The sequence below is a fragment of the Bacteroides sp. MSK.20.82 genome (genome assembly GCF_019052485.1).
Taxonomy (GTDB): domain Bacteria; phylum Bacteroidota; class Bacteroidia; order Bacteroidales; family Bacteroidaceae; genus Bacteroides; species Bacteroides thetaiotaomicron.
This window is the reverse complement of the sequence record NZ_JAHQUN010000100.1, coordinates 1-5,027: the sequence shown is the minus strand read 5'-3', so window position 1 is coordinate 5,027 and position 5,027 is coordinate 1. Positions and strand designations below refer to the sequence as shown.

Sequence of the window (5,027 nt, the reverse complement as noted above, 5' to 3'; positions counted from 1 at the left end):
AGTACAGAAAAAGGGTCGATTAATGAAACTTTTAAATTTAAGAATATGAGTTATTCACAATTTATCATGGCTGTATTTGCCATTTATGTAGTTTACTACGCTGCAAACATCCTGTATGATGCTTTCCTAAAGCAAAGCAAAACCAATACAGGTGAAGAAGAAGAAATTATTTCAATAGGAGAGGAAGAAGAAATACCTCACAAAGTTGTAGATGAAGATTTTGAAACAGGCTCATACGAAAAAGAAGATGAAAAAAAAGAATCTGAACAGAATTATGTATCTGTAAATGAATCTATTGAAATGGAAGTTGAAACACAAGGTATTCCAATGGAACAACTTCTTGCTAAAGGGAAAAGCATGTTTTCACACGTAAATTTTAACAAATAAACAACTAATTTTTATTCAAATGAAAAAGTTTTTTTCAAAAATTGCTCAAAGAGCATTCGCTTTAGCCATTAGCATAATGGTAGTAACTAACACTTTTGCACAAGGTGCTGCGGGAATTGATGCAGCTAGTTCTGAACTTGCAACCTACATGGACCCCCTAGGAAACATGATGATGATACTAGGAGGTCTAGTAGGATTAGTTGGAGCAGTGCGAGTTTATTTAAAATGGAACTCTGGTGACCAAGATGTACAAAAGGCTGTTATGGGCTGGATGGGGTCATGTATCTTTCTGGTTGTATCAGGTGTTGTCGTAAAAGCATTCTTCGGAATCTAATATGTCGAAAGAGTATCCAAGTTACAATGTATATAAGGGGCTACAAAAGCCCCTTATTTTCAAAGGATTTAAAGGCAAGTTCATATATATCGGTGGAGCTTGTATTATTAGTGCTTTACTTTTATGTGCTATTGTTTCTACTCTGGCTTCTTTTATGTGGGGAGGTATAACTCTTGTAATAGTTATGTTTGGAGGGTTAGGAATAACATCGCAATTACAAAGAAAAGGGCTTCACAGGAAAGATAAACGAAAAGGCATATATATAGTATCACGCACTTTTATAAGAGATAGAAAAAAATAAAGCTTATGAAAAAGAAAAGTGAATTTGAAGCTCCTTATATTGGTATTGAAACAATAGACAATACTCCTATATTCTATAACCGAAGGGGCGACTATTCTGTTATCATTAAATGTGAAAATCCGATAATACAGTATTCAGCAGATATGGATGCTTACTATGATTTTCACCACTTATTTACTAATATCCTCAAAGTATTAGGAACTGGATATACAATACAAAAACAGGATATTCTATGTAAAAAATCATTTTTACCACCCCAGAATAGGAAGAACGACTATTTATCAAATCGTTATTTTGAACATTTTAAAGGACGAATATATACTGATATTTCTACTTATCTTGTTATTACAGGAGAAGTAGAAAGGTCTAAATTCTTTTCTTTTGACCCTCGAAGGTTTGATACTTTTATTAGAAACATCACAAAAGTATTAGGACTATTCGCTAACAGAGGAATAAGAGCTAAACTATTAAATGAAAATGAAATAGAAATATATATAAAAAGATTTCTATCTATCAATTTCAATCAGCAAACAGTAAGCCTAAAAAATATCAAAGCAAGAGAAGAAAATCTTATAATTGGAGAAAAAAACGTACAGTGCATTTCTCTTGTAGATATTGACGAAGTTAATTTTCCTTCTGTTATAAAACCATATAAAGAGGTCAATATTGGGCTAAGGTTTCCTGTTGACTTACTCTCTTTTTTGCATGATACACCAGGTATAGACACAATTATCTATAATCAAGTAATAAATATTCCAGACCAACGAAACGAAGCAAACAAATTAGAAGGCAAAAAGAAAAAACATAAAGGAATGCCTGACCCTGCAAATGATTTATGTGTAGAAGACATAGAACGAGTGCAGTCGGATATTGCCAGAGAAGGGCAAATGCTTGTATATGCACATTATAATATAATTCTTGCTGGTCTTGATGATATTAGTAAGGCTATCAACTATGTTGAAACATCTCTTTTTGATTGTGGCATTATTATTAATAAACAATGTTTCAACCAATTAGAATTATTCGAATGTGCACTGCCAGGAAACGCAATCAACCTAAACAGTTATGACAAATTTCTAACAACTTCCGATGCTGCAATTTGTCTTTTGTTCAAGGAAAAATTACAAGTAACAGAAAACAGCCCTTTTCTTACTTATTTTACAGACAGACAAGGATTGCCTGTTGGAATAGATATGTCCGGGAAAGAAGGTGAGAAAAAATATACAAATAACTCCAACTTCTTTGTTTTAGGTCCAAGTGGTTCTGGTAAGTCTTTCTATGTCAACTCCAAAGTAAGACAATGGGTTTTAGATAACACTGATATTGTATTGGTAGATACAGGGCATAGTTATTCAGGAATGTGCGAATACTATCATGGCAAATACATTACTTATTCTGAAAGCAAGCCTATATCTATGAATCCTTTCCGAATTACTGAAGAAGAGTATAATGTAGAAAAGAAAAACTTTCTTAAATCATTAATTTTCCTGATATGGAAAGGTGCAAATGGTGAGGTCAAAAAGCAAGAAGAAGAAATTATGGATATTACCATAGAAAAATACTATTCTTTCTACTTTCATCCCTTTAATGGTTATTCAGATGCGGAAAAAGAAGCCATACGTGAAAATTTACTACTCGAATTTCAAGTCAATGAAGAAGAATTTGAAAACGAAAGGGAAAAAGAAGAACGCAAGATACTTTCCGAAAAAATAGAGAAATTACAGCAACTAGTAGAAAAAGGAGAAGGCGGAGAAAAAACCAACGCAGAAAAAGCGATACAAAACATTCTCATCGAAAAAGGCTTTACACGCCAAGAGCTTGATAATCCTGAAACTAGATTACTTTCTATAATAGAAAGACGAATCCAGAAGAAGGAAGATATATTGAAAGAAATAAAAGTTGAAAGCTTATCTTTTAACTCTTTCTACGAATTTTCCCTACGCATTATACCTATCATTTGCAAAGAGAACAAAATTGATTTTGATATTACTAACTATAAGTTTCTATTAAAAAAATTCTATAAAGGAGGACAGTTAGAAAAAACTCTTAATGAGGATTTTGACACTTCCCTTTTTGAAGAACCCTTTATAGTTTTTGAAATTGATGCAATTAAAGATGACCCTGAATTATTTCCAATAGTAACCTTAATTATTATGGACGTTTTTATTCAAAAAATGAGATTAAAAAAGAACAGAAAGGCATTAATAATTGAAGAAGCATGGAAAGCCATAGCTAGCCCTATGATGGCTGGCTATATACTCTATTTGTATAAAACAGTTCGTAAATTTTGGGGTATGGCAATGGTTGTTACTCAAGAACTGGAGGACATAATTAGTAATCCTGTAGTCAAAAACTCTATAATCAGCAACTCCGATATTATATGCCTATTAGACCAAAGTAAATTTATAGACAAATATCAAGAAATAGCAAATCTTTTATCCCTAACGGAAGTAAATCAAAAGCAAATATTTACCATAAATCAACTTCCCAATAAAGAAAACCGTAATCGGTTTAATGAAGTATTTATAAAAAGAGGAAATTATGGAAATGTATTTGGAGTAGAGGTTTCTCTACACGAATATTTCACATTTACTACAGAACGAATTGAAAAAGATGCTGTTGGATATTATCATATCATTTATGGTAGTTTCCAAACAGGATTGGATAATTTTATAATAGACCTAAAATCTTCCAAATTAAAAAATATGGATTGGGTTTTACAAGTCAATAAGGTACTAGGGTATCACTCCGATGATGGAAGCCTAAAAGATATACTTAACATCATAGGGGAACAACCATTATATAAATATATCCTAGATAAATACAAATGGATTACAAACCGTTAAAGATAATATCATGAAGAAAATCCTATTTATTTTAGTGGTAGCATCTACTTTAACCCAAGTTGCATATTCGCAAAAGGCAGTCTTGGATATAACCTGTATGGAAACACTTATAGCTAATCATAAGGTGCAACATACTTCTTTCTCTAAAGTGAAAGAGAATGAAGCTCAAATAAGCCTTATACAAAAACAAATCAGTGAAAAAATGGTTCAGATTGAATTTTTCCAAAGCAAATTTTATAATAGCCTAAAATCTGTAGAAGCCATCATAAAAACAGGAAAAGATATTATCTACTGCACTGATATTGCAGCAGATATTGGTAAATATCAAAAACAAATGGTTGAACTTGCTGTAGGTGACCCGGCTTTATTATTGGTGTCAGCAAAAACAGAGCTAGAATTAGTAAATCGCACTGCGGATTTGACACAATACATTTATCAGGTCGCTATTGTCGGGACAGATGTAAACCTTATGGATAATAAGCAAAGAATAGACTTGCTTAAGTATGTTATTAATGAACTAAGAAACATGAGAGGTATAGCATACGCTGTATGCCGACAGATGAAAACAGCAAAAAGAAATGGAGTATTACAAACATTAGCTCCGGGGGTATTTAAATACAAAGATAATCGTTCAAAATTAGTTGATGATTTATTACAGAATTATAAAGTAAAACCTAAAAGATAATATGAAAAGAGTGCTTTTATTTTTTTCCCTAATGTTGATTATTGGTACTTCTAATACCTATTCCCAAATGCCTGTAAAGGATAAAGGGAAATGGAGCGTGCTTAATAATATGGAATTTATGGATAGAGTACGACTACAACCAGAATGGTATCATTACTGGATATGGTATAAAAAGGTTTTGGGTATTAAAATTCCTTTGCCGGGCTTAGGGTTACACGACAAATACGGGAAGGAAGATAGACGTAATTTCCAGTCACAAGAAATTCCCATGATGGCAGCCGTAGAGTACAATAAATCAGAAACAGAAAAAGAAGGGTATAATGTTGATACCATATATAGACAGGAACTCTTCAAATTTGGAGATAAAGAAATTGATTATCAATATACTTTAACTAAAAATCGTAGAAATGATATTCTTAATGATATAAATAAAAAACTTGTCGAATATTCTTCTAATGGCGGTAATAAAGAACA

General features: G+C 32.0%; 6 protein-coding genes. All 6 read left to right on the top strand.

Translation table 11 applies throughout. The annotated features are described in order from the left end of the window. The first annotated feature begins 45 nt into the window (after positions 1-45). Complete coding sequence (locus KTR07_RS27700) at positions 46-387, top strand: hypothetical protein (RefSeq protein ID WP_007559113.1); 342 nt, start codon at positions 46-48, stop codon at positions 385-387. Between the two features lie 19 nt (positions 388-406). After that, positions 407-721 (top strand): DUF4134 domain-containing protein, encoded by a 315-nt coding sequence (locus tag KTR07_RS27695; RefSeq protein WP_004295370.1) that lies wholly within the window; start codon positions 407-409, stop codon positions 719-721. 1 nt (position 722) lies between these two features. After that, entirely contained in the window at positions 723-1,022 is a 300-nt protein-coding gene (locus tag KTR07_RS28880) for a hypothetical protein (protein WP_004295371.1), read from the top strand. 5 nt (positions 1,023-1,027) lie between these two features. Then, a complete protein-coding gene (locus KTR07_RS27685) occupies positions 1,028-3,868 on the top strand; it encodes a hypothetical protein (protein WP_007660146.1) in 2,841 nt (946 codons plus the stop codon). A gap of 10 nt (positions 3,869-3,878) precedes the next feature. Next, complete coding sequence (locus KTR07_RS27680; RefSeq protein ID WP_004295374.1) at positions 3,879-4,553, top strand: hypothetical protein; 675 nt, start codon at positions 3,879-3,881, stop codon at positions 4,551-4,553. 1 nt (position 4,554) lies between these two features. After that, on the top strand, positions 4,555-5,027 hold a 473-nt coding region (locus KTR07_RS27675), incomplete at its 3' end, for a hypothetical protein (RefSeq protein WP_217315561.1).

Bases quoted from the DNA above. Each gene is read 5' to 3' on its own strand.
- KTR07_RS27700 (WP_007559113.1), top strand. From the start codon at position 46: ATGAGTTATTCACAATTTATCATGGCTGTATTTGCCATTTATGTAGTT.
- KTR07_RS27695 (WP_004295370.1), top strand. From the start codon at position 407: ATGAAAAAGTTTTTTTCAAAAATTGCTCAAAGAGCATTCGCTTTAGCC.
- KTR07_RS28880 (WP_004295371.1), top strand. From the start codon at position 723: ATGTCGAAAGAGTATCCAAGTTACAATGTATATAAGGGGCTACAAAAG.
- KTR07_RS27685 (WP_007660146.1), top strand. From the start codon at position 1,028: ATGAAAAAGAAAAGTGAATTTGAAGCTCCTTATATTGGTATTGAAACA.
- KTR07_RS27680 (WP_004295374.1), top strand. From the start codon at position 3,879: ATGAAGAAAATCCTATTTATTTTAGTGGTAGCATCTACTTTAACCCAA.